Origin of the sequence: Streptococcus sp. SP8, from assembly GCF_030440045.1 — a bacterium.
Lineage (GTDB): Bacteria > Bacillota > Bacilli > Lactobacillales > Streptococcaceae > Streptococcus > Streptococcus parasanguinis_I.
In genome coordinates, this window is sequence record NZ_JAQFJL010000017.1 from 1 (window position 1) to 25,898 (window position 25,898).

Genomic DNA, 25,898 nt, shown 5'->3' on the forward strand with positions numbered 1-25,898 from the left:
CATCTGAATCAGCTTCAACATCAGCAAGCCAATCAGCATCATTGAGTACATCAGCATCTGAATCAGCTTCAACATCAGCAAGCCAATCAGCATCATTGAGTACATCAGCATCTGAATCAGCTTCAACATCAGTAAGTCAATCAGTATCTGCGTCTGAATCAACTTCAACATCAGTAAGTCAATCAGTATCAGCATCTGAATCAGCTTCAACATCAGTAAGTCAATCAGTATCAGCATCTGAATCAACTTCAACATCAGTAAGTCAATCAGTATCAGCATCTGAATCAACTTCAACATCAGTAAGTCAATCAGTATCAGCATCTGAATCAACTTCAACATCAGTAAGTCAATCAGTGTCTGCATCTGAATCAACTTCAACATCAGTAAGTCAATCAGTGTCTGCATCTGAATCAACTTCAACATCAGTAAGTCAATCAGTATCTGCGTCTGAATCAACTTCAACATCAGTAAGTACTTCAGTTTCAGTTAGCCAATCACAATCACAATCAGGATCAACATCTGGTAGCGGTTCATACTCTAACTCAATGAGCCAATCAGGATCAACATCTGCTAGTGGTTCATACTCTAACTCAATGAGTCAATCAGGATCTACTTCTGCTAGTGGTTCATACTCTAACTCAATGAGTCAATCAGCTTCTGGTTCAGAGTCATTGTCTACATCAGAATCAGCAAATGGATCACAAAAACACAGCGAATCTGTAGCACTTCCAAATACTGGTGAAACAACATCTGTAACATCAGCTCTTCTTGGAGCGGTTGCAGGACTTGCTGGAGCGGCTGTTCTTGGTCGTCGCAAAAAAGAAGATGAAAAATAATCTTCTATCCTAATTTGATTCGATCATTTCAGGTATGTGGTCAATGAAAAAGGATCCAAAAAGAGAACCTCCGGGTTCTCTTTTTGTGTATTGTTTTCGTATCAGAAAATGGTCTTAATTAGTTACATTAGGGAAAAAATAATGTATAATAACTTGATATCTAAAATTTAAGGAGCGGACATGTTTTTTAAACGTTCGAAGGGTGATTTTCGCGAAACGGAGCGAATCACACGTTATAAATTAATCAAATCAGGAAAGAATTGGGTACGGGCATCTGTTTCTCGGTTAGGCCTATTTCGTGTCATGCGAGGTGGTGTAGATGAAAAGATCGTGGTTCAATACGAAGCCTCATCACACTCGATGCCTGCAGATCTGGTCAAAGGGCTGGTTGTGCTAGGAGCTCTGGCTGGGGCGACCACGGTTGCCAATCCAGTATTTGCTGAGGAAAATGAGATGAATGCGACTGTTGGGTCTGAAATCAGCCCATCGACTGGTGTAGCGGGTTCGGATAGTCTTGTTTTGGGGACGACGTCTACCACAGACTCTGTGTCAGCGAGTCAGTCTGCTAGCGAATCTGAATCACTCTCGAAGTCAGGCAGTCAGTTGCTTTCAGAAAGCAGTTCACTTTCTCAGTCGGTTTCTTTGAGTGAATCTCATGTTGTTAGTCATTCAGCGAGTCAGTCCACATCAGAAACTGCTAGTAGCACTTTCTCAGAGAATAACGCTATTCATGTAGCTACTTCTGAAACGAGTGAGAAAGTAGCAGAGGCACAAAACACTCGCTCAGAAGATCAGGTGAAGCGTCTGCAGGTCTTGGCTTTGGATTTATACACCTATCGTGCGCAGGCTTTGGAAATTCCTGGGACAGAATCTGCTATTGAAAGTGGAGATCTGGCTTTAGAAGCAATTCGTACTGGTTTGTCCAATCCAGCAATTCAAATCGATGCTGTAGAAAGTCAAGCCAAGAGTGCTCGGAATCGCTTGGTCAATGCGGTGCTTCGTGCGACATCTGGTCAACGGGATCCGCGTAACGGGAATCGTATAGATGCTGATACCAGTCTCCGTGCGCCTCAGTATAATTTAGGTCTGGCTAACAATGCCTTGATTTCTGTGTATAACTCTGATTACATTAATCAGGCTTATAATGTTGTGGAAACCAATCCTACACGAAATAGTATTAAAAGCATTGGCTACGCTTCTGGTAGTGACCGTGTGAATGGCATTAATGTTCCGCAAACATCGGCCTTGAAAAATAGTGCAGTGGCCTTTAATATCATGGGAACTGTTGGGCAGACAGAGGTCGTAACGCCTGGGAAAATTTATAATGTTTCTTTTGTAGTGACCAATACGGCTAGGCAGTCAGTGACACGAACGCTACGCATTCAGGTTTTGCCGCAAAATGATGGCATCCGTAATCCGATTACGGCTGTGACGACAGCGACTTTTGTCAATGATACTACTAACTTGGCTCAGGCTGAAAAAGAGAAGGTTTGGGAGGCCTTTAAGACTGCTAACCCAAATATTGCCACTTCAAAGGATTTTAAATCTTATTCCGTTTCATCATCTGGTGTGGTAACCATTACTTATAAAGATAACACCACTAATGATGTGACGGCTCCAGTGAAGCGACTAGCAGCACCAACTGTTGAAACGAGATTATTGGATAAGGCTTACACACAGACGCCTGTAACGGTGACGGGAGCTGAGCCAGGTTCTACAGTCGTTCTATACAATAATGACGACGAAGTGGGAACAGCTGTGGCAGATGCTTCGGGTCAAGCGATTGTGACGCCGACTGTTAAGTTACAAACGGGTGGTGTAACAGCCAAAGCTCGCATCATGTATGGTGATTATGCGGTGTATTCAGATGCCAGTAATATGGTTGCTGTAACAGATGCCACACGTCCTGAAGTGACGGCTAAGTTGACCGTCAATGGTGTGGAACCGAAATCAACCCCTCTTGAAGGTGGTGGGAAGAATTATACTATTTACGCTGGTGATGATGCGGTTGTGACCTTTACAGCTACTGATGACAGTGGCAAGTTGAAAGAAATGAAAGTCGTTGCACGAGCGGATCTGAACGACAATGCTTTGAACGGGAATTTCTTTGGTGGCAGCCAGTATGGAACAGGTGATATTGCTCCTATCACGGGAGATATTACGGCTACCAGTGCGAACCCTGCAACCATCACAACGACCATTCATCTGAAGGATGACCTTTACCATACCTACCGGAATACATGGCAACGCAACGTCGCGGCTATTGACAATGCCTCCAATATGAACCGTCCAAATGGTTTGGGTGAGATTCGGATTACTCAGGGGCGTCTCGCTGATCGTACACCAGGTGTGGCGCCGACAAGCACTATTCAGGTGACGAGTCTAACAGCATTGACAGATGCAGATAAGAGCAAGGTGATTGCAGCTGTGTCGGCGGTCAACCCAGAGGTGGCTAACCGGATTAAGTCCTATACGGTTAATAGTGATGGTACAGTCACCATTACTTATAAAGATAGTACGACCAATGTCGTAGCGGTGAAACTGTCAGATAGCGATCACAGCCAGTCTGTATCAAACAGTCAGAGTGCATCTGCGAAGACTTCGCAATCGATCAGTCAGTCTTTAAGTGCGAAGCAATCTCAGAGCGTTTCATTAAGCCAGTCACTGAGCTCGGTTCGCTCACAAAGTTTGTCAGCTTCACTAAGCCAATCAGCTTCTGCAAGTGTCTCAGCTCAAACTAGTTTATCTCGCAGTCAATCGTTGAGCAAGGAGGTTTCTCAATCTCAATCCGCTTCAACGAGTCAATCTGTATCGACAAGAAAATCTGAATCTGTGAAAGTTTCGGAATCAGTATCTGCTTCTGAATCAGTGTCAGCGTCTGAGTCAGTTTCAACGTCCGAGTCGGTTTCTGTATCTGAATCAGTGTCTACTTCTGAATCGGTGTCAACAGCAGAGTCAGTGTCAACATCAGAATCAGTTTCAACGTCCGAATCAGTGTCAGCGTCTGAGTCGGTATCAGCGTCTGAGTCAGTGTCTACGTCAGAATCATTCTCGACATCCGAGTCAGCATCTACATCAGAATCTGTATCAACGTCTGAATCGGTGTCGACTTCCGAGTCTGTTTCTGTATCGGAATCAGTATCAGCATCCGAGTCCGTTTCGACTTCTGAATCAGTGTCTACTTCTGAATCTGTTTCGACTTCCGAATCATTGTCAACATCCGAATCAGTTTCGACATCAGAGTCTGAATCAACATCCGAATCAGTGTCAACGTCTGAGTCAGTCTCAACCTCTGAATCGGCATCTACCTCAGAATCGGTATCGACTTCCGAGTCAGTTTCAGCGTCTGAATCATTGTCAACATCCGAATCAGTTTCAACGTCTGATTCGGTGTCAACGTCCGAATCAGTCTCAACATCCGAGTCAGTTTCAGCGTCTGAATCATTGTCAACATCCGAATCAGTTTCAACGTCTGATTCGGTGTCAACGTCCGAATCAGTCTCAACATCCGAGTCAGTTTCAGCCTCTGAATCGGTATCGACGTCTGAGTCAGTCTCAACATCAGAATCAGTTTCAGAATCCGAGTCAGTATCAGAAAGTCAGTCAATTTCAACGTCTGAATCAGTGTCAGCGTCTGAGTCGGTTTCAACGTCCGAATCAGTCTCGACTTCTGAATCGGCATCTACATCAGAATCAGCTTCTGCATCAGAATCAGCTTCTGCCTCTGAGTCAGCCTCAACGTCTGAGTCAGTTTCAACCTCTGAATCGGTATCGACTTCCGAATCAGTTTCAACGTCCGAATCAGTATCAGCGTCTGAGTCAGTTTCAACCTCTGAATCAGTATCGACATCTGAGTCAGTCTCAGTCTCTGAGTCAGTATCTACGTCCGAATCAGCGTCAGCCTCAGAATCTGAGTCGGTATCAGCATCAGAATCAGCCTCAGAATCTGAGTCGGTATCAGCCTCAGAATCAGCCTCTGCTTCTGAATCAGTTTCAACATCAGAATCAGTCTCAGAGTCCGAATCAGTTTCAACGTCTGAATCGGTTTCTGTATCAGAATCAATCTCGACATCAGAATCATTGTCAGCATCGTTGAGCACTTTAGTATCAGAAAGTCAGTCAGTCTCTACTTCAGTGTCAGTCTCTACTTCAGTGTCAGTCTCAACATCTGAGTCAGCCTCTGCTTCTGAATCAGTGTCTACTTCAGAATCAGCCTCTGCATCCGAATCAGTCTCAACGTCTGAGTCAGTTTCAGCATCTGCATCCGAGTCCGTTTCGACTTCTGAATCGGTGTCGACTTCCAAGTCTGTTTCTGTATCGGAATCAGTATCGGCATCCGAGTCAGCATCTACATCAGAATCTGTATCAACGTCTGATTCAGTATCAACGTCCGAATCAGTTTCAGCGTCTGAATCGGTTTCTGTATCAGAATCAGTGTCTACTTCTGAATCTGTTTCGACTTCCGAATCATTGTCAACATCAGAATCAGTTTTGACATCAGAGTCTGAATCAACATCCGAATCAGCATCTGCTTCTGAATCAGCCTCAGTGTCCGAATCAGTCTCGACATCCGAGTCAGTTTCTGTATCTGAATCAGTTTTAACGTCTGAATCAGTCTCGGCATCTGAGTCAGTTTCAACATCAGAATCAGTATCGACTTCTGAGTCAGTTTCAACATCAGAATCAGTCTCGACATCCGAGTCAGTTTCTGTATCTGAATCAGTCTCAACGTCTGAGTCAGTATCAGCGTCTGAATCAGTTTCTACCTCTGAGTCAGTATCTACGTCTGAATCAATCTCGACCTCTGAATCATTGTCAGCATCAACATCTGAGTCGGTCTCAACCTCTGAATCAGTATCGACATCCGAGTCATTGTCCGCGTCCGAGTCAGTTTCAACTTCTGAATCGGTGTCAACATCAGAATCATTCTCAGTCTCTGAATCAGCCTCTGCGTCCGAGTCAGCGTCAACATCCGAATCAGTGTCTACGTCTGAATCGGTGTCAACATCAGAATCAGTTTCTGCATCAGAATCAGTATCAACATCCGAATCAATTTCAGCCTCTGAATCAGTTTCAACGTCAGAATCAGTGTCAACCTCAGAATCGGCATCTGTATCCGAATCGGTTTCTACGTCAGAATCGGTATCTGTATCCGAATCGGTTTCTACGTCAGAATCAGCGTCAACATCAGAATCAGCGTCAATATCAGAATCGGTTTCGGCGTCTGAGTCAGCGTCAACATCTGAATCAGTGTCAACGTCAGAATCAGTATCAGTGTCCGAATCAGCTTCAACCTCAGTAAGCCAATCAGTGTCAGCATCTGAATCAGCTTCAACCTCAGTAAGCCAATCAGTGTCAGCATCTGAATCAGCTTCAACCTCAGTAAGTAAATCGGTTTCTACGTCTGAATCGGTGTCTACATCCGAATCAGTATCAGCGTCTGATTCAGAATCAGCGTCCGAATCAGTATCGACATCTGAGTCAGTGTCAACGTCCGAATCAGTATCGACATCTGAGTCAGTGTCAACGTCCGAATCGGTTTCTGTATCTGAATCAGCGTCCACCTCAGAATCAGTTTCTGCATCCGAGTCAGCGTCTGAGTCAGAATCTGCGTCCGAATCAGTATCGACATCTGAGTCAGTGTCAACGTCCGAATCGGTTTCTGTATCTGAATCAGTGTCAACGTCCGAATCGGTTTCTGTATCTGAATCAGTGTCCACCTCAGAATCAGTTTCTGCATCCGAGTCAGCGTCAGAATCATTGTCTGCATCTGAGTCAGCATCAACCTCTGAATCAGTCTCGGCGTCTGAGTCGGTATCCGAGTCAGTATCAACGTCTGAATCAATCTCGACATCTGAATCATTGTCAGCCTCTGAGTCAGTGTCTACATCCGAATCGGTTTCTACCTCTGAATCAGTATCAGTGTCCGAATCAGCTTCAACTTCAGTAAGCCAATCAGTCTCAGCATCTGAATCAGTGTCGACATCAGAATCAGTTTCAGCCTCTGCGTCGGTATCAACATCGGAGTCAGTTTCTGCGTCTGAATCAATCTCGACATCGGAGTCAGTTTCTGCGTCTGAATCAGTTTCAGCATCCGAGTCGGTTTCTACCTCTGAATCAGTATCGACCTCAGAGTCCGTTTCTGTATCAGAATCGGTTTCTACGTCAGAATCAGCATCAGCCTCTGAGTCAGTTTCTGCGTCTGAATCAGTGTCAACATCAGAATCAGTATCAACGTCTGAATCTGTGTCAACATCCGAATCGGCATCTGTGTCTGAGTCAGTTTCAGCGTCTGAGTCAGTTTCAACATCAGAATCTGTGTCAACGTCTGAATCGGTGTCTACATCAGAATCAGTATTAACGTCTGAATCAGTTTCTGTATCTGAGTCAGCATCAGCCTCTGAGTCGGCCTCTACCTCAGAATCAGTCTCAACCTCTGAATCAGTCTCAATGTCCGAATCGATTTCTGTATCTGAATCAGTTTCAGCGTCCTTGTCAGCGTCTACGTCTGAATCAATCTCGACATCCGAATCAATGTCAGCATCGTTGAGCAGTTCAGTATCAGAAAGCCAGTCAGTCTCTACTTCGCTTTCGGTTTCGACATCAGTATCTGCATCAGAGTCAGCATCATTGAGTACCTCTGCACCTGAATTAACTTCAACATCAGTAAGTACTTCAGTTTCAGTGAGTCAATTACAATCAGGATCAACATCTGGTAGCGGTTCATACTCTAACTCAATGAGCCAATCAATTTCTCGTTCAGAGTCATTGTCTGTATCAGAAACAGCAAGTGGTTCACAAAAACACAGCCAATCTGTGGCGCTTCCGAATACTGGCGAAACAGAATCTGTAACATCAGTTCTTCTCGGGGTAGTTACAGGGTTAGCTGGAATTGCTGGACTTACCCGACGTAAAAAGAAGGGGAACTGATCTAGTAGGAAATATCATTTTTTTCGAGTGAATCTCATAGGAGATTCACTTTTTTATTAGTAGAATGAAGTATTTTTAATGTGTTACAAAAAATTTGAAAATTAAACAATAATATAGAAGTTTTTTGTAGCGAATTACTTGAATCTACGTAGTATTCCTGTATAATAATAATGACTACAATGTAAGGGGAATATCATGCAATTTAAGCGTTCAAAAGGAAACTTTCGTGAGACAGATCGTGTCGTACGCTTCAAATTAATTAAATCAGGAAAAAATTGGCTTCGAGCATCAACAGCTGCTCTAGGCCTCTTTCGCGTGGTGCGTGGGCAAGTGGAGGAGACTATCATTGCCAACGTGCAGCAAGATCAAATAGAAAGTCAAAAGCATAACCAAGCCTTCTTAAAGGGTTTGATTACGGTAGGGACTGTTTTTGGTGGTGCTGTGCTTGCTACGACTGCTAAGGCGGAGGATGCAACATCACTTGCACCAACGGTTTCTGAGACAAAAGAGGAAACCTTGGTAGAAGTGGATAGTGTGGTCTTAGCAAAAACTTCAAGCCAGCCTTCAGAATCCATCTCTGTTTCAGGATCAACTAGTTTTTCTACATCTGAGAGTGCGTCTGCTTCGATCAGTGAATCCACCTCTTTGTCCTTGAGCGAAGTTGGATCAACTGCATTATCAACGGCACTTAGTGAGTCTGCTCAAGCTCTAGAGTCAGAGGTAGTTGTTGAAGAGCCGACTAGTTTAGAAGAAGCTACTGTTTTAGAACAAAATACCTCTGAAGCTGAATTGCTACAGGAAATTGCAGGGAATTACGCATCTAAAATGACGGACACCGATCGCCGAGCAGTGGTCGAAGCGGTCATTAACAAAGTGCAGGCCGAAGTGGCTGCAAGTAATAACTTGATCCATACCAATGCCAGTGCTCAAGCTTATGCTGACCAGCGCGATCGTTTGGAGAAAGCTGTCGATGAGATGATGACGACCTTGACAGCTGCAGGTTTTGTGGGAAATACAAATGTAGATGGGAAACCTGCGATCTCTGCTCAGTTGGCTCCTCTAGCTGAGGAAACATACTTGGCTGATGATGTATTGGATATGAGCCCGAACCCAGAAGATCCCAATGGTGCGAGTGTAGAAGATCCTACACTTGACACACCAGGATATGCTAAGGATCCTCATCTAGATAAAGATCTCTTAAGATTTTCGCCTGAAGAGTTGAAAAATTTTTTAGGTGAACCCTACACCAATCGTTATACATTTGGTATTTGGGACTTTGTGAATAAACAAGGAGAGTCACTTGGTTACTATGCGACCATGTCGATTGATATCAGTGAGATAGATCCGGAAAAGCATAAGGCAATGGATGTTTATTTCCGCATTGTCCGAAAATCAGATGGGGCTGAAATTTTTTCACAAACTGTATCTCCAGAAGGATATGGCCAAGATATTCAATTACCAAAAGAAGTACTAATTGGTCAGGCTCCCCTTGGGAACAAGGTTTTTAATTCGGAACCTTCTACAGGTAATGGGACCTTTGGAATGCTAACGAATTTTATTCCGGAACAGGCTTTCTTATTCCGGAGTATTTATGATGTCATGACGCCTGAGAATCAGGGGCAATTGATTAGGACGTATCCTAGTATCAAAATTCCATCTATGATGGGACAACAATCGACCTTCTATAGAGAAGTGGACCCGAATGGTAGATGGTTTAATGGGCAATATGAACCAACGGGGAAAGAAAGATCCTTACTAGAGTATAGAATCTACGGATTGGAAGGCCAGCATTATACAGCTTCCAATCCACGCGAATTTCCTGGTTATGTACAGGTCCCAGCGCATACCGTGTTCCCGAATCGTAAAAGTGGGGTGTTCGATAATAGTAAGAATGGGAAATCAAGAATTGAACTATTAGGGGATGCGCGTGAGCATTTCATTAAAAGTGAAGTTGTCACCCTTAATCAAAATGGTGATTATTCTCTTCGCTACTATGTTTTAGATCCTTCTAAAATCCATGATGTTAGTAGTGGTGATGTAGGAAACGCTAAGGTAACCGATGTATATACACTTGTTTATGAAAAAGAATTTAAACAAGATAGTACGGATAACCTTTCAGATTTAGGTGGAACTCGTAAAGTTGAAAGTAAAAACAAGGATTATTTCCTGAATGTTACACCAAAACGAATAGATTACCAACATTTTGAGTTGGATATTACAGGTTGGTTCTCTAGTAAGGAGACAGTTACATACACTGATGAGAAAACAGGAATAGAATATACTGTTCCAAAACCATTCACGGAACTTCCAAAATCAGCCTACCTCGATAAAAATACGACCATGGTCGTTGGAGAAGATGCAACACCTCAAGGAGCAGATGGTTTTTCCAACTTCAAACAAACGATCAAAAAAATAGTAGATTCATATCCCTTAACGAGTGTGAATTATTACTATCGGAAGATGACACCGTCAGAATCTGCTTCACAATCTCAAAACTTCTCGATTTCAACTTCAGAGTCACTAGTTTCAGAATCCATTTCATCTTCTCAATCTGTTTCGGTCAGTGAGTCCGTTTCCTTGTCACAAGCATCTAGCTTCGCCAGTCAATCAGATTCACAGGTTTCAACCTCGATTTCCTTGTCACAATCTGTATCGACAAGCGAATCCAACTCGTTGGTTCAGGAATCGATCTCCACTAGTCAGTCGGAGTCTCTAGTCCAAGAGTCGGTTTCAGCCAGTCAATCAGATTCCTTGATTAAAGAATCCGTATCTGCCAGCCAGTCTGATTCGTTGGTTCAGGCCTCTGTTTCAGCAAGTCAATCGGATTCGTTAGTTCAGGCCTCAGTCTCTGCTAGCCAGTCCGAGTCGCTGCTCAAAGAGTCGGTTTCTTCAAGCCAGTCAGATTCATTGGTTCAAGAGTCCGTTTCGGCAAGCCAATCAGAGTCGTTGGTCCAAGCCTCAGTTTCTGAGAGTGAATCGGAATTATTGGTTCAGGAGTCTGTATCGGCCAGTCAATCCGATTCGCTGGTTAAAGAATCTGTCTCAGCAAGTCAGTCAGATTCGCTGGTCCAAGAGTCGGTATCATCCAGTCAATCAGACTCACAATCAAAAGCAGCATCAGCATCTAAGAGTGAGTCTGAAAAAGCCTCTAAATCTGTTTCGTTGAGTCAGTCGGTATCCTTATCTAATTTAGCATCTAGATCAATTTCTGTGTCTCAATCGCAGTCGACATCAGCTGTTGGATCGGAGGAAGTGGTTTCTCAACTGATTTCCTTGTCACAATCTATTTCGATGAGCAAAAAGCTGTCAGAATCCGTTTCGTTGAGTCAGTCAGATTCCTTGCTTCAGGAATCCGTATCTGCTAGCCAATCAGAGTCGTTGGTTCAGGAATCTGTATCGGCCAGTCAGTCAGAGTCGTTGGTTCAAGAATCCGTTTCTGCGAGCCAGTCTGATTCGCAGGTACAAGAGTCAGTCTCAGCGAGTCAGTCCGATTCCTTGATACAAGAATCAGTTTCCGCGAGTCAGTCTGATTCCTTGGTTCAGGAATCTGTATCGTCTAGCCAATCAGAGTCTTTGGTAAAAGCCACAGTTTCAGCAAGTCAGTCTGAGTCATTGGTACAAGAATCAGTTTCAGCAAGTCAGTCTGAGTCATTGGTACAAGAATCAGTTTCAGCAAGTCAGTCTGAGTCATTGGTACAAGAATCAGTTTCAGCAAGTCAGTCTGAGTCGTTGGTACAAGCGTCAGTTTCAGCGAGCCAATCAGACTCGCAGGTACAAGCCTTGGTTTCAGTGAGTCAATCAGAGTCGTTAGTACAAGAATCAGTTTCCGCCAGTCGATCAGACTCCTTGGCTCAGACATCTGTATCGTCTAGCCAATCAGAGTCTTTGGTTCAAGCATCAGTTTCAGCGAGCCAATCAGAATCGTTAGTACAAGAATCGGTTTCAGTGAGTCAATCACAATCTACTTCTGATGTCGAATCTAAGTCTCAAAATACAGAATCTATGTCCTTTTCTCGTTCTGATTCAATGAGTCAGTCGGAATCGCAAGTATCGACTGATTTGCAATCAACATCATGGAGTCAGTCAGAATCACAAGTTCAAGCTTCGATCTTTGCAAGTCAATCAGAGTCGTTGGTTCAGGAATCTGTATCTGCCAGTCAATCAAAGTCGTTGGTTCAAGCATCGACTTCAGCGAGCCAATCTGAGTCACAAGTTCAAGCATCAGTCTCCGCAAGCCAGTCTGAATCGTTGATACAAGCTTCGATCTCTAATAGCTACTCAGAGTCGTTGGTCCAAGCTTCGGTTTCCGCGAGTCAATCAGATTCATTAGTTCAAGCTTCTGCTTCGACAAGCGAATCGGCTTCAACTTCTCATGTCGTAGCTGCATCGCAGGTTTCAGAGTCTGGATCGTTCTCTCGATCCGTTTCTGAGAGTCTATCTGCTTCACAATGGACATCCCATTCAGAATCTCTAGCGTCGGCCTCGCTATCGAAGTCTGACTCCTATAGCCAATCAGCTTCACTCCTTTCAACAAGCGAATCGGCTTCAACGTCCATGCGAGTATCTGAATTTCCTTTGACGAGTGTTTCAGATTCTATAAGCGCATCATCAACAGAGAGTCAATCCCTATCGCAGGAAATTTCTGAATGGATCAGTGTGTCTTATGCGTCAAGCTTCTCTGCTGTGACAAGTTCTTCGGAGTCTGTCGTGTCTTCGTTTGGCACCTCTTACTCAGAATCTCCATCAGACACAAGCTCACTAAGTGCGACGCGTTCTTCAGAACCTGCTCTTCCAGAGACAGGTACCCATCCTTCATCTAATATTCTTGCTACAGGAGCTTCCATTCTTCTGTCTGGATTAGCCCTTTTAGGAATTCGGAAAAAGGATGGCAAATAAAACCTTAAAAGACCGGAATGAACTGGTCTTTTATTGATCTAGAATGTCTAAGAAGTTGGGAAATATGTTATAATGGACAAGGAAGTTTTGAGTAAAGTGATATAGAGAAGGATACCTGTGAGAAATGTATCTGTCTATATGCAATTACAATATAGGATCAATAATAAGAGTTTGAGGGAAAAAATGAAAATCCATTTCACAAATTTATTTGGGCAATCTTCGCAAAGTGTTGCCTTAATGGCGCAAAATGATATTATGAATGTGGTTCGTGAACTCGGGGTTAATGAACTTGGGATCTACTTTTATGATCAAACTAATGAACCGGCTGGTGAGTTGAATTCACGGATGGACGGTATTTTAGCTGGTGTAGCTTTTGGAGATATCGTCTTCGTTCAATCACCCTCTTGGAACGGAATTGAGTGGGATAATCGTTTAGTGGATAAGTTAAAACTCCTTCAAACCAAACTGGTCATGTTCATCCATGATGTCCCGCCACTCATGTTTGAAAGTAATTATTATCTCATGCCTGCTTATATTGAGATGTATAATAAGAGCGACCTTGTTGTAGTCCCCTCAGAACAGATGTACCATCGTCTAGTATCAGAAGGGCTTACAGTAAAAAAATATGTGGTCCAAAAGTTGTGGGATTTGACCCACAGTTTGGATCTCTATACTCCGCAATTTGAGAAAAAACTGATCTTCTCAGGAAATCCGTCACGTTTCCCACATATCATCGATTGGAAATATGATACCCCCCTTCATGTCTATACCGAACCAGTTGAAGGAGTCGATTATTCTAAGGTCCATATTGAAGGCTGGCGGACCAAGCAAGAGTTGCTTCTCGAACTTTCCAAGGGAGGTTTTGGACTTGTCTGGGGAAATTCAGAGAATCCTGAGGATGAGCGGGATTACTACAAAGAAAATATTTCCTACAAACTATCAACCTATCTTTCTGCTGGTCTTCCAGTAGTGGTACCAGATTATTTGTCAAATGCAGACTATATTCGAGAAAAAGGGCTCGGATTTGTAGCCTCCAGTCTCGAAGAAGCCAATCGTTTGGTTCAAGACTGCACAGAAGAAGAGTATGCCCAAATGGTTCAAAAGGCTCAACATACTTCTTATTTGATTCGCAATGGCTATTTTACAAAGAAATTATTTGTTGATAGTGTCATGGCTTTAGGAAAATAAATAGAATAAAATAGGATTCTTCAGACATAAATCTGAAGAATTTTTTATTGAATACGGTACCAAGGCTATAATTTTTTACAATATTAAGGATTAGTGACAAATAAGTGTAGAAAATAAGCAAATTATGGTAAAATAAGTTGAGATAAAATGCTCTAAAGGCACATATTTAAAGGCTGTTTTCCAAGTGGAAGAGTCAAAATGAGTAAGAGAAAGTTTAAAAGAAATGTTAAAACGATCTGAAGTAGGAAAGAGATTTTGTTGGACGATATTTTTCGTCTTTATTTATGTTTTGGGAAGTAAAATTTCCCTGCCTTTTGTTGACTTATCAAAGGCCTTGAGACTCAATGAGGGAACGACAACGGGCTTGCAGCTCTCAAGCGCTGTGATGGGGGGAAACCTCCGCGGGATGTCGATCTTTTCGATCGGTCTATCCCCATGGATGTCTTCCATGATTTTGTGGCGGATGTTTACCGTTTCAAAACGCTTTAACCTCGAAAAAACCAGCACGGAGATTGTGGAACGGCGAAAGATGTACGTAACCTTGGTGCTCGCCATCGTCCAGTCTTTGGCAGTGGCCATGTATCTCCCTTTGAAGACAGGGTTGAACTCTGGACTTGTCATTGCGGTCAATACCATGATTATGGTAGCTGGAGCCTTCTTTTTAGTTTGGCTCTCCGATCTAAATGCCGCTTTGGGGCTTGGAAGCTCTGTGGTCATCATGATGGCTGGGATGGTTATGTACCTGCCAGAAGACGTGATGCAGACCCTTTCAAATGTCAATAATATACCAGAAATCGCTTATGTTCTGGGCGTGATTTTCATCTTGATTTTTGTCTATGTGGCAGTCTTAGTGGAATATTCCAAGTACCAGATTCCTGTCAATAAATTAGGGATCCACAACAACTTGAAAAGTTATACTTTTTTGGATATCAAGATCAACCCAGCAGGAGGGATGCCCTTTATGTACGCCATGACCTTGGTGTCCATTCCTCAGTATGCCATGCTCTTGATCTTGTCTATGGATTCCAATGCCAAGTGGGCTGCTCATTTAGCCAAACACTTGGTGATGGGAGATCCGATTTGGATCCTTCTTTACATTCTGATGATCGCCCTTCTCTCTTTTGCTTTCGCCTTTGTCAATGTGAACGGAGAAGAAATTGCAGATAAGATGATGAAGGCTTCTGAGTATATCGATCATGTCTATCCGGGAGCAGATACACGTCGCTATATCAATAAAATTGTGCTACGCTTGACTGTTTTTGGGACCTTGTATCTGATCCTCTTCACAGCGCTTCCTTTTTCTCTCTTGTTATGGGATAAGGATCTCTTGCGCTTGACCATGATTCCAGGAACCTTTCTCATGTTTGTCGGGATGATTTACAATATCCGAGAAGAAATTCGTGCCCTTCGAGTGAATCAACGTTATACAAGAATATTCTAGGAGTAACCATGTATTATTTTGTACCAGCTTGGTATGGAACGGACCGCATCTGGCAGCAAACAGCTACCCCTTGGTACTGGATGCGAGAGTCCATTGAATTTGACGATACCATTAATCAAGTTCGTATTTTTCAAGAAGCAGAAATGGATCGGATCTTATTGTTGCCTCAATATAGTCCACAACTGCGCTATTTTTTACACCGCCAAGATTTGTTAGAGACAGATGTTCTTTCGATTTTTGATAAAATCCAACAGGTTCCGTCTGATTTGACTATGCGCCCAGTCCAGCTTCAGGACATCGAATGGCCAAGTGAGACCACTTTTTCCTACACTCCCTTTTTGGTAATGGCATTTCGAAAGGGCCACCACCTAGCGAAAATTGATATGGGAGTGGATGGAAATATCCTTACCCTAACCCGTTATAAAGAGGATGAAATCCTATATGTCGAATATTTAGATGACCGTGGGTTTATTTCTAGTAGGGTATACTATAAAGATGGCAAACCTTATTTCCAAGAGTATCTGAGTTTTGATGGACAATGGGTTTTGAGAGAGATGTTGATCGAAGAGAACCGCTCCGTCATGGTCAATGAAGCTTTCTTTCATGCCTTCAAAAAAGAAAGCTACTCTGATATAGGAGAAGTTGTAGCTGAAAAAATGAAGGAACATTTACTGACTCTGGTTCCAGGACGAGATCAGTTGGTTCTGGCAGCTCATCCAGCAAATTTGGCTTTTTTACAAGATACAGCAAGTAGCGTCAAGAAAGTCTTGTCTTTCTATGGGGATCGTCAGCCCTTGTCTGCTGAAAATTTTGCCCTCTATTTTGATATGATTGATGCCCAGCTCTTGATTACAGATAGTGAAAAAACCAAAGAAGCGATTGGAGTCTTTTCTCCTAGTTTGGCTCAAAAGACACACCGGATCACCTCTTTTGACTCCCGACTCCGTTTGGGTTCTAGTCAGGAGCGCAAGGAATCGAAGATTTACTTTTATGTCAATGAAGCCGAGCTCCCAAGTAAGAGCCAGCTCAAGAAGGTCTTAGAAGTGTTGTCTCACCATCCTTTATTTGAAGTTGTTTTTGCATTTTACAATGGCTCGCCGGAGCGTGTTAAGGAATTAGAAGGGCAACTCGAGGAATTGATCGCTAGCGAGCAGGACTTGCATCTGGTTCAATCACCAGCCCAAATGGAAGGGCTTGGGGAAAACCAGATTATCGATGAAGAGTCCGTACAAGACGCACCGGACTATCGCTTTGTAGTTAAGAATTTTTCAAATGAAAATGACATTATTCAAGAGTTGGAAAAAACCCGCTTGATCGTAGATTTAAGCGAGGAACCCAACCTCTATACTCAGATTGCAGGGATCTCTGCTGGGATTCCTCAGGTCAACCGCGTCCAGACAGAATATGTTGATCATTTGAAAAATGGCTATGTCTTATCAAAGGGAGACAAGGAATTAGAGAAGGCGATTACTCACTTTTTATTCGAATTGAAGCCTTGGAACGAAGCCTTGGTCTACTCGATCGAAAAAATTCAAGAATACACCGGTCAACGCTTGATCGAGAAATGGGAAGGATGGATGAAAGAACGTCATGGATAAAAAACAACAAATACCCCATATTCTCCAAATCGGCTCAAGCAGTTGGCAGGATCAGGTGGAGCTTCCTGATGGACTAGGCTGGCACTTTTTTCAAGCTGCCGCTCTTCCATCGCTCAAAGAGTATATGGAAGAAGAGGAAATCTCCAAATTCAAAGCCTTGATTCTAGAAAAGCCAGAAGATTTATTAGCTTTAGGCGAAGACCTGGCTTATTTTCAACCTTATACCGTTTTTTATGATCAAAGCCATGAACTAGAGGCGCCTTCTGACGAATTGGCCCACCTCTTAAGACTCAAGCAAGCAAGACCCTGGGATTTCTCAAACAAGCATCAATTTCTCTATGTCTTAGAGCGCTTTTTATACGACAATCAATATGGAGATGCCTTTACGGTTCGTGACCTGCGAGTGAGACCTGATTTTGCTGGCCAGCAAACGGTGCTGGGGCAACATTTTCTGAAGCTAGATGGATCATACGGTGAAGAGTTTACACCGATTGCTCAGTGGGTCTACAACTACGTGTATGATGCTAGCCATCCTATCAATTTTTGGTTGGAATATGAAAAAGATCCAAGCTGTCAGCTGCAATTGCGGATTCAATTTTATCGCTTTGGTGCACTGGGAGAGTGGGTCAAAGATGCAGTCTTTTCAGAAGAAGAGATGGAGCAACCGCTAGAATTGGATGGAGCAGAACCTTATTACCTAGCCTTTTCGCTGGAAGCAAAAGGAGAGGGGGCGCTTACGATCGGAGCCTTACATAAGCGCTTGTCACATGGTCCTTTAGGAGAGATGACCGTAGGAGCTAAGACGCTACGGGACCACAAACGCCAAGAAATTTTTGCTTATTTCCATCCTGGCGATATGAAGCCACCTTTAAACATTTACTTTTCTGGGTATCGTCCAGCCGAAGGATTTGAAGGGTTTGGGATGATGCGTGCGATGGGGAGTCCCTTTATTCTCTTTTCTGACCCAAGACTGGAGGGTGGATCCTTCTATATGGGCTCAGAAGAATTGGAAAATCAAATCACTGCCTTTATTGATCAGCACTTGGACTTGCTCGGTTTTGAGCCAAAAGATATGAATTTCTCAGGCTTGTCCATGGGGACCTATGGTGCTCTTTACTATGGTGCTCTTTATTCTCCTCATGCGATCTTGGTCGGAAAACCCATTGTCAACCTGGGGGATGTCGCTGCCAACCTGAAATTTAAACGCCCAGATGAGTTTGGAACATCCCTAGATATGATGCAGTTGATCATTGGTCAAGTGTCGCAAGAAGGGATCGGTCAGCTCAATCAACGCTTCTGGGACCGGTTTGATCAGGCAGATTTCAAGGATACGATTTTAGCCCTTGCCTATATGAGGGATGATGACTACGATCAGCAGGCTTATCCAGATATTTTAGAGGCCTTGTATGAATTGCCGGTTCGTATTATCAGCACCAGTCGCGCTGGTCGGCACAATGACGCGAGTGCTCCAATCATTGAATGGTTTATGACCCAGTACAATGAAATCATGGAAAGGGATTTTGGAAGAAACCAATGATAAAAATAAAAGAAAATGAAAGCAGACGAATCTACTGGGGCGATACTGTTCTAGCAGATTATCTTTGGGGGTCGACCATTCAGGTAACTGCTCAAGGAAGCGTTCAGTTTCAGAACCCCCTCATGCCATCTGGTCAAGTGCTGAAAACTTGGCATTCGCAGACAAATTTTGGTGCAACTCGTCAAATTCCTAGTCTGCCCCTGCTCAAAAGAGAACAAGATTATGAATTGGTTATCACGATGGAAGCGACTCCTGCTCATACCGTTATGGTAGAAATTGTCTTCAAAGATCGCTTTGGAGAGGTCGTTGGCCGTCGAGTAACCGCAGAAGGTCGCTTGCCGTTTACCTACCCAGATCAAGCATACGCATATGAAGTACGCTTGCTCAGTGCAGGTTTGCAAGAGTTTACCTTCCACTATTTCACGATTCAACCAATATCGTCTGAGGGAGCAGAAGTTCTCGAATAGACGAACATCACTGCAAAAAAAGAGGATTACATTGGATTACGTTAAATTAAGAAACATCAAAAAAATCTTAAAAGAAGTCAATAGCTGGAAGGATGACATGGCCCGCTTGACGGATCGACAACTACAGGAGAAGACTGTGGAATTTCGGGAACGACTAGCAGAGGGCGAGACCTTGGATGATCTCTTGCCGGAAGCATTTGCGGTTGCGCGGGAAGCTGATAAACGGGTCTTGGGCATGTTTCCTTATGACGTGCAAGTCATGGGAGGAATTGTCCTCCACCAAGGCAATGTCGCTGAAATGAATACCGGTGAAGGAAAGACCTTGACGGCAACTATGCCGGTTTATCTCAATGCCTTAGAGGGCAAAGGGGTCATGGTTATTACGACCAATATCTATCTGGCAACTCGGGATGCAGAAGAGATGGGACAGGTCTACCGCTTTTTAGGCTTGACTGTTGGAGTTCCCTTGAAACAATCAGAAGACGAAGAATTAGATCCAGAAGCCAAACGGGAGATTTACCGGTCAGATGTCATTTATACGACTAATACTAGTCTGGGCTTTGACTATTTAACAGAGAACTTGACGGCTTCTGCAGATGGCCAATTTTTGGCAGACTTCAATTACGCCATTGTTGATGAGATTGATTCGGTGCTCCTTGATAGTGCTCAGACTCCCTTGATTATTTCTGGTTCTCCTCGGGTTCAATCCAACCTATATGGGATTATTGATACCCTGATCCAAACCTTCAAAGAAGGGGAAGACTTCAAGTTTGATGAAGAAAAGAAACGAGTTTGGTTGACTCGAAAAGGAGCTCATGCAGCAGAAGCCTTTCTAGCCATTCCCAACCTCTATGATCCCCAATACCGTGACTTGGTACGCCATATCAGCTTAGCCCTGCAGGCCAATAAAAACTTTATTAAGGATAAGGATTATGTCATCCATCCCAATGTCGAAGGGCAACCGGAGATTGTCTTACTAGACCAGGCGACGGGGCGCTTGATGGAAATGACCCGTTTGCAAGGAGGACTCCACCAGGCGATTGAAGCCAAAGAGGGTCTCAAGCTCACCCAAGAAACACGGGCCATGGCTTCTATTACTTACCAAAACCTCTTTAAGATGTTTCGGAAGTTGGGAGGCATGACCGGGACTGGGAAGGTCGCTGAGGCAGAGTTTCTTGATACCTATGCCATGTCAGTGATCAAGATCCCAACCAATCGCAAGAAGATCCGCAAAGATTTGCCGGATGAAATCTATCAGACCTTGCCAGAGAAAATCGTGGCTTCCTTGGATTATGTGAAGAAGGTCCACGAAAAGGGCAATCCGATTCTGGTCTTTGCCGGATCGGTTGAAATGTCGATTCTTTATTCGAATCTTCTTTTGCGCGAAGGGATTCCACACAATCTTCTCAATGCCAACAATGCTCCTCGAGAGGCCCAGATCATTAAGGAATCAGGTCGAAAAGGTGCTGTGACCGTTGCGACCTCAATGGCCGGTCGGGGAACCGATATCAAGTTGGGACCAGGAGTTGCTGAGTTAGGTGGCTTGGTGGTTGTCGGGACTGAGCGGATGATGAACCAGCGGATTGACCTTCAAATTCGGGGGCGTTCAGGTCGCCAAGGAGATCCCGGTTTGACCAAGTTCTTCGTCTCTTTGGAAGACGATTTGATGAAAAACTGGGGGCCAGACTGGATCCAGGATACCTATCAAGACTATGATGTGGATGAGCGGATTGGTTCTGCTAAAGCTCTGACCAAGCGCAAGTATAGAAACTTGGTGGAACGGGCTCAAAATGCTAGTGAAAGTTCTGGTCAGGCCAGTCGTCGGATGACGTTAGAATTTGCGGAAAGCATGAACATTCAGCGTGCCATCGTCTACGAAGAGCGCGACCGCTTGATCAAACAAGAAGGTCGCTTGGACAACATCGTTGAAAAAGTGCTTCGTTCCGTCTTTTCAAGCATAGTCCATAAAAAAGAGTACAAGGAACCGGTAGCTTTTTATCGCTATATGTTAGACAATGTTAGCTACCAAGTGGATCCGGATAAGGCCCACCAAACTTTCCGTAGCAAGAAAACCAAAGAAAATTTCTTATGGGAGATTGCTAAAAGCGAGTTGGAAGCTAAGTATGAGATCTTAGGCACCGATGAGGTGATCGCCCAATTCCAGCGCATGGCCATTCTAAAAGCTATCGACGAGAACTGGGTCGAGCAGGTAGACTATCTGCAACAATTGCGCATGGCGCTCTCTGGTCAGTACACCAGTCAGAAAAACCCTTTGGTAGAATTTTTCCAAGAAGCCTACCAATCCTTTGAACGAATGAAAGAGGCGGCCAAAGAACAAATGGTCCGCAATCTCTTACTGAGTCGAGTAGAAATCAATAAAAAAGGGGAAATTGTCTTGCATTTCCCATAAAAGAGGACATTATGACAGTATACAATATCAACCTTGGAATCGGTTGGGCTAGCAGTGGTGTTGAGTATGCCCAGGCCTACCGTGCCCAGTTGTTACGCAATATCCATCAACCAGCCAAGTTTGTCTTTATGGATATGATCCTAGCCGATAACATCCAGCATTTAACAGAAAATATCGGTTTTAAAAATGATGAAATTATCTGGCTCTATAGCCATTTTACAGATATAAAAATTGCACCAACAACCTATACCATTGATCAGGTCTTAGCAGGATTTGCCGGAAAACCGACTCGAGAAGAAGTCGATGGTAAGATCAAGCGCTTCTTTTATGAGGACCAGGACAACTTTTTGACCTGCTACCTGCGCGAAGAAAACAGTCCCTATGTCGAACGCTGCGAGTACGTGTCTAGAGGGATTTTAGTGAGAAAGGATTACTTCTCCTATACCCGCTATTGTACCGAGTACTTCATTCCCAAAAACAATCAAGCCAACTTGATTGAGCGCCGCTTTTACAATGAAGACGGGACAGTTGCCTACAGCATGCAGATGGCGGATGGTCGCGAAATTTATCGTTTCCCAGATCGCTACCTGGTTGGTCGCCAAGAATTGATCCGCTACTTCATGCAGACCCTTCAATTGACCAAACAAGATCTGGTGATTTTGGATCGGGAAACCAATATTGGTCAGCCTATCTTTGAAGAAGCGCAAAAAGCCCGCCTGGGGGTGGTCGTTCATGCCGAGCACTTCAGCGCCAATAATGTCGATGATCAGTATATCCTGTGGAATAACTACTACGAGTACCAATTTACCAATGCAGACAAGGTGGACTTCTTTATTGTCGCGACTGACCGCCAAAAAGAAATCTTGGCCGAGCAGTTTGCTAAATACACCAACCATCAGCCGGCTATCTATACCATTCCAGTTGGGAGTCTTGCAAGCCTGCCACAAAATGAAAATCGCACTCCATTTTCTATGATTACTGCCTCTCGTTTGGCGACAGAAAAGCATATTGACTGGTTGGTGCGAGCAGTGGTTCGCGCCAAAAGAGAATTGCCAGAACTGTCTTTTGACATCTATGGAAAAGGTGGAGAAGAAGGCAAGTTGCGTTCTCTAATTGATGAATTGGGGGCGGCAGACTATATCCATCTCAAAGGGCATGCCAATCTAGAGGAAATTTATAAGAATTATGAGGTTTACCTGTCAGCATCGACCAGTGAAGGCTTTGGGTTGACCTTGATGGAGGCGATTGGTTCTGGACTTCCGATTATCGGTTTTGATGTTCCTTATGGCAATCAGACCTTTGTCACAGAAGGTAAAAATGGCTATCTCATTCCACCATCAGCAGATCAAGTGGTCGACCAGATCGCTGCTGCCTTTGCAGATAAAATCATCCAGCTTTACAAAAAAGATGATCTAGCCAGCATGCGTCAAGCATCTTATGCGCGTGCAGAAGACTTTTTGACCAGCCGAGTAGAAGAAGCTTGGGCACAATTGATAGAAGAGGTGACACATGCTGAACATATTTGATAGTTATTCTCGTGAGAGCCAGGATTTGCTCCACTCTATGAAAGAGTCTGGCTTTGACCATCCGACCGTTGTTTTGGAGCCAAACGGTTTCTTACCAGACGGTGTTGAGTCTCCCTTTATCTATTTCTTAGGACAAGCAAAAGGGGAGAAGCGCGGACGCTACTTTAATGAAGTTCCAGTGCCTGATTTCTGGGAAGTTTCTGGGGATAACAGTTCGGGGAGAGTGACCTACTATGGTCAAGAAAAGGCTCGAATTGTTTACCATGCTGCTTCCTATAAACGCATCGTTGAGCGCTTAGAGTGGTTGGACGATAAGGGACAAGTGTTCATGATTGAGCGCTTCGACCAATACGGTCGCAAAATTGCCGTAACGACTTGTGGCGATCAGGGCCAACATTTGGTGACCACTTATTTTGAAGGGGATATCGAGCGCTTGACAGAGAATCACCAAACAGGGGATTTGATTTTGACCTTGGACCATCAACCCATGCGGATTTTCAAGAATCGCTTAGATTACTTTGTCTTTTATCTAGAGTATCGTGGTTTTGATTTGGATGGTTTGGTCTACAATACGCTGGCTACCTCCTTTAGCATTAGTCTCCAGTTGGGTAATAAAGGCATCAAAGGACGCGATGTCTTGGTGTGGCAAGAGCCTCTTCACGACAGCCTTCCGGGCAATATGCAGTTGATTCTAAAGAGCCCAGAAATCCGGACCAAGAAGATCTTGATTCCGCAAAATGCGACCTATCATCGTGCTTTGCAGTTGACCTCGCAAGATCAGCATAGCTATTTCGGTCCCCTTGGCTACCTGTATGATTTCAAGGTGAAAGACGATATCCGTAAAGACGCCTTTGTCTTGACCAATTCGGATCAGATCGAAGCCTTGACCTACCTAGTAGAGAACTTGCCGAATGTGACCTTCCGTGTAGCAGCTTTGACGGAGATGTCTGCGAGCCTCTTGTCTATGGTCCGCTACCCAAATGTAGTCTTGTACCAAAATATCAGTCAAGAGCGGATCAAAGAGTTGCTTAAGGTCTCTAGTATTTATCTGGATATCAACCACTATGCAGAGGTGCAAGGTATTGTTCGCAAGGCCTTCGAACACCAGCAAGTCATCCTTGCCTTTAGCCATACCCTGCATGACCGCCACTTCCTCGCACAAGCCAATATCTTTGATCAAGAAAAAGAAGCAGATATGGTGGCTCGTATCCAGGAAATCTACCAATCTGTGGATAACTACAGAGAAGCCGTTGCGCAACAAATTGCCCAATCAAGTAGCGTTGAGCCAGCTGTTTTCAAAGCTCGCTTGCAAGAAGGGATAGGTGGACATAGTGAGTGATCGTAAGAAAGACTTATTTTACAAAGAAGTAGAAGGACGGATGGAGTCTCTCAAACGCCGTCCTGCCGAAAAAGAAAAGACGACACGTTCTGAAAAGATCAATGTCACTTTTAATGTGATCATTGGTTTGGTGATTCTGCTGGGAGTTATTTTTACCCTCTTCAGAGTGTTAGGAGGATCCTAAGATGGAAATGGTATTTGCAATCGGGATCTCGATCTTATCCCTCGCTCTTGTGGTTCTGATCACCCTGCAGCCTCGCCAACAACAATCGCTTTCAACAGATGCGACCAGTAACCTAGGAAAGCCAAGTTACTGGCGGTCTCACCGTGGACTCAAGTTAGCGACCCTTGTTGTTAGTATCGTCTTTCTCCTATCCTTATTTCTTTATATGATGGTCGTACAGGCCTAGTCTTTAATAGAATGGATAAAAAGAAGTTGGTGTTTTCCAACTTCTTTTAGAATGTAATCCATCTGTTTCTTACATAATGCAACCTAAATGATACATAAAAAATTAAAGAGATATCTACAATTTGAAGAGGCTGGGACAAAAGTCCTAGCCTCTCAATTATTTTTGGATTGTCGAGCAAGACGCAGTGGTTGAGTGGGCTCTACTACGCTGATTTTATCAGCTTTTACAGCCCTACTCAACTGTGCGGAGGTGGGACGACGAAATCGAATTCTAACGAATTACCGATTTCTCTCCCACTCTCTTTTTTATCCTGCTTCCTTCTCTTTTATGGTATACTGAAAGCGACAACATGATTGGAGCTCTCGATGAAAAAGATTCCCTTAGTATTTTCAGGATGTCTGTTAGGACTGGTTGGCGCTGGAAACCTTCTTGCAGACTCGCTACCCTTCCTTGCTCACGCCTTTAGTCTGACAGGTTTGTTCTTCTGGTTTTTCTTTGTCGTTTATCATGCGATTCGCTGGCAAGAAACCAAGATAGAATTCCAACAACCAGCCCTTTTATCTGGGATGGCGACTTTTCCCATGGCAGGGATGATTCTATCCACCTATCTTTTGCGCCTCTTTCCAGCCTTTGGGGGTCTATCACAGTTGGTCTGGTGGTCTGCCTTTCTCTTGGATCTGGGCTTAATTCTCTATTTTACCAAGACACATGTCCTAGCGCGACCAAGAGCCAATGCCACTCCCAGTTGGACCGTTCTCTATGTAGGCATTGCAGTAGCAGCTTTGACCTATCCCGTTGTGGGAATAAGAGAGATTGCTTATCTCGCTTTAGTGATTGGTTTTGGTTTGACCTTTCTTCTTTATCCCCTTATCTATCATGATTTGAAGCAGTCCCCCTTACCCAGTCATCTGTTGGGCCAAGAAGGCATCTATTGTGCTCCCTTTTCTCTTCTTTTAGCAGCCCTGGTTCGTGTGGGTGGAGCGAGCTTGCCCACCTGGTTCTTACTGATCATGGTGGTGGCCTCGCAAGGTTTTTATTTCTTTGTGTTGATGCGCCTACCGAAAATGATCAAAGAAGGTTTTCAACCTGCTTTTTCAGCCCTGACCTTTCCAACAGTCATCACAGCGACCTCTTTGAAAATGGCCCAAGGCTTGTTGCAACTACCTTTCTTGACAGTTCTTGTATGGCTGGAAACTCTTCTTTGTCTCTTGATTTTAGTCGCTGTCTTAGGTGGTTATGTGGCCTATCTCAGAGAGTAGGAAGGCATCCTTTTTCATTGAAACCTTGTCACGATTATGGTAAGATGCACTATACGATTTG

The 25,898-nt window shown here is 43.9% G+C and carries 14 protein-coding genes; all 14 read left to right on the top strand.

Annotated elements, in window-relative coordinates; genetic code table 11:
* The coding region (locus PCY11_RS09425) for an LPXTG cell wall anchor domain-containing protein (RefSeq protein ID WP_301362723.1) at positions 1–836 on the top strand (836 nt) is incomplete at its 5' end.
* A 180-nt stretch (positions 837–1,016) separates the two neighbouring features.
* Positions 1,017–7,766 (top strand): accessory Sec-dependent serine-rich glycoprotein adhesin, encoded by a 6,750-nt coding sequence (locus tag PCY11_RS09430; protein ID WP_301362724.1) that lies wholly within the window; start codon positions 1,017–1,019, stop codon positions 7,764–7,766.
* A gap of 195 nt (positions 7,767–7,961) precedes the next feature.
* Positions 7,962–12,662 carry an accessory Sec-dependent serine-rich glycoprotein adhesin gene (locus PCY11_RS09435; RefSeq protein ID WP_301362725.1) on the top strand — a complete coding sequence of 1,567 codons (4,701 nt, stop codon included), beginning with the start codon at positions 7,962–7,964 and terminating at the stop codon, positions 12,660–12,662.
* Between the two features lie 183 nt (positions 12,663–12,845).
* Positions 12,846–13,850 carry a sugar transferase gene (locus tag PCY11_RS09440; RefSeq protein WP_070676006.1) on the top strand — a complete coding sequence of 335 codons (1,005 nt, stop codon included), beginning with the start codon at positions 12,846–12,848 and terminating at the stop codon, positions 13,848–13,850.
* Between the two features lie 223 nt (positions 13,851–14,073).
* Entirely contained in the window at positions 14,074–15,291 is a 1,218-nt protein-coding gene (secY2, locus tag PCY11_RS09445) for an accessory Sec system protein translocase subunit SecY2 (protein ID WP_042760209.1), read from the top strand.
* An 8-nt stretch (positions 15,292–15,299) separates the two neighbouring features.
* Positions 15,300–16,889 (top strand): accessory Sec system protein Asp1, encoded by a 1,590-nt coding sequence (asp1, locus tag PCY11_RS09450; protein WP_024056285.1) that lies wholly within the window; start codon positions 15,300–15,302, stop codon positions 16,887–16,889.
* Positions 16,882–18,426, top strand: a complete 1,545-nt coding sequence (gene asp2 / locus PCY11_RS09455) for an accessory Sec system protein Asp2 (RefSeq protein WP_301362726.1) — start codon at positions 16,882–16,884, stop codon at positions 18,424–18,426. Before asp1 ends, asp2 begins: the two co-directional genes overlap by 8 nt.
* Entirely contained in the window at positions 18,423–18,893 is a 471-nt protein-coding gene (gene asp3, locus PCY11_RS09460; protein WP_024056283.1) for an accessory Sec system protein Asp3, read from the top strand. The genes asp2 and asp3 overlap by 4 nt, the downstream gene beginning before the upstream one ends.
* Positions 18,894–18,918: 25 nt before the next feature.
* Complete coding sequence (gene secA2, locus PCY11_RS09465; protein ID WP_083312264.1) at positions 18,919–21,303, top strand: accessory Sec system translocase SecA2; 2,385 nt, start codon at positions 18,919–18,921, stop codon at positions 21,301–21,303.
* 11 nt (positions 21,304–21,314) lie between these two features.
* Positions 21,315–22,829: an accessory Sec system glycosyltransferase GtfA gene (gene gtfA / locus PCY11_RS09470; RefSeq protein WP_024056280.1), complete on the top strand. Its 1,515-nt coding sequence runs from the start codon at positions 21,315–21,317 to the stop codon at positions 22,827–22,829.
* On the top strand, positions 22,813–24,168 hold the full coding sequence (gene gtfB / locus PCY11_RS09475) for an accessory Sec system glycosylation chaperone GtfB (RefSeq protein WP_301362727.1): 1,356 nt from the start codon (positions 22,813–22,815) through the stop codon (positions 24,166–24,168). The genes gtfA and gtfB overlap by 17 nt, the downstream gene beginning before the upstream one ends.
* Positions 24,161–24,352: an accessory secretory system protein Asp4 gene (asp4, locus tag PCY11_RS09480; RefSeq protein WP_003003066.1), complete on the top strand. Its 192-nt coding sequence runs from the start codon at positions 24,161–24,163 to the stop codon at positions 24,350–24,352. The genes gtfB and asp4 overlap by 8 nt, the downstream gene beginning before the upstream one ends.
* A gap of 1 nt (position 24,353) precedes the next feature.
* Positions 24,354–24,578 (top strand): hypothetical protein, encoded by a 225-nt coding sequence (locus tag PCY11_RS09485; RefSeq protein ID WP_003012425.1) that lies wholly within the window; start codon positions 24,354–24,356, stop codon positions 24,576–24,578.
* 365 nt (positions 24,579–24,943) lie between these two features.
* Entirely contained in the window at positions 24,944–25,837 is an 894-nt protein-coding gene (locus PCY11_RS09490) for a TDT family transporter (protein ID WP_070676009.1), read from the top strand.
* Positions 25,838–25,898: the final 61 nt, after the last annotated feature.

What these genes read in the sequence shown, in the direction of transcription:
- PCY11_RS09430 (WP_301362724.1), top strand. Translation starts at nt 1,017, where the DNA reads ATGTTTTTTAAACGTTCGAAGGGTGATTTTCGCGAAACGGAGCGAATC.
- PCY11_RS09435 (WP_301362725.1), top strand. Translation starts at nt 7,962, where the DNA reads ATGCAATTTAAGCGTTCAAAAGGAAACTTTCGTGAGACAGATCGTGTC.
- PCY11_RS09440 (WP_070676006.1), top strand. Translation starts at nt 12,846, where the DNA reads ATGAAAATCCATTTCACAAATTTATTTGGGCAATCTTCGCAAAGTGTT.
- secY2 (WP_042760209.1), top strand. Translation starts at nt 14,074, where the DNA reads ATGTTAAAACGATCTGAAGTAGGAAAGAGATTTTGTTGGACGATATTT.
- asp1 (WP_024056285.1), top strand. Translation starts at nt 15,300, where the DNA reads ATGTATTATTTTGTACCAGCTTGGTATGGAACGGACCGCATCTGGCAG.
- asp2 (WP_301362726.1), top strand. Translation starts at nt 16,882, where the DNA reads ATGGATAAAAAACAACAAATACCCCATATTCTCCAAATCGGCTCAAGC.
- asp3 (WP_024056283.1), top strand. Translation starts at nt 18,423, where the DNA reads ATGATAAAAATAAAAGAAAATGAAAGCAGACGAATCTACTGGGGCGAT.
- gtfA (WP_024056280.1), top strand. Translation starts at nt 21,315, where the DNA reads ATGACAGTATACAATATCAACCTTGGAATCGGTTGGGCTAGCAGTGGT.
- gtfB (WP_301362727.1), top strand. Translation starts at nt 22,813, where the DNA reads ATGCTGAACATATTTGATAGTTATTCTCGTGAGAGCCAGGATTTGCTC.
- PCY11_RS09485 (WP_003012425.1), top strand. Translation starts at nt 24,354, where the DNA reads ATGGAAATGGTATTTGCAATCGGGATCTCGATCTTATCCCTCGCTCTT.
- PCY11_RS09490 (WP_070676009.1), top strand. Translation starts at nt 24,944, where the DNA reads ATGAAAAAGATTCCCTTAGTATTTTCAGGATGTCTGTTAGGACTGGTT.